The sequence below is a fragment of the Bradyrhizobium sp. Leo170 genome (assembly GCF_004296405.1).
Lineage (GTDB): Bacteria > Pseudomonadota > Alphaproteobacteria > Rhizobiales > Xanthobacteraceae > Bradyrhizobium.
The window spans coordinates 1-424 of sequence record NZ_PSRR01000885.1; the positions used below are offsets into that span (position 1 = coordinate 1).

The 424-nt window shown below is 66.0% G+C and carries 1 protein-coding gene; it reads right to left on the reverse strand.

Going from position 1 to position 424, the window contains the following annotated elements; all coding sequences use genetic code 11:
* On the reverse strand, positions 1 to 240 hold a 240-nt coding region (locus CWO89_RS45230; RefSeq protein ID WP_165421642.1), incomplete at its 3' end, for an iron-sulfur cluster assembly protein.
* Between the last annotated feature and the right edge of the window lie 184 nt (positions 241 to 424).

A 424-nucleotide genomic window follows, 5' to 3' on the forward strand; every position in this document is an offset into this window, starting at 1 on the left:
CTCGGCCGTCAGCGCGATCATGGCGGCGGTGACGCCGGGAATGGCGCGCACGGCGCTCTCGGCCTGCGCGCGCACGCTTTCCCAGGCGCGCGCTTCCGCAGCATCGACATTGATCGAGAAGAACACCTTGCCGTCGCTGACCGTGATCGGCGACAGCACATTGGCATTGGTCAGGGCGACGCCGCGCGGCGACGTCACCCCGGCCAATTTCTCCAGAACCTGTTGCTGCGTCACGCTCACAGCCGCTCTCCTGCCGAATTTCCACATGCTCCGCCGCGCGATGATGCCTTCTCGACTGGAGAGGCGATCTCGGGCGCACCTCGCCCCGCTTGCGGGGAGAGGTCGAAATTCAAGCTACGCTTGAATTTCGGGTGAGGGGAGCCCCCGCGAATCCGTCTGTCACCGTGTTCGCGGAGAGAGCCCC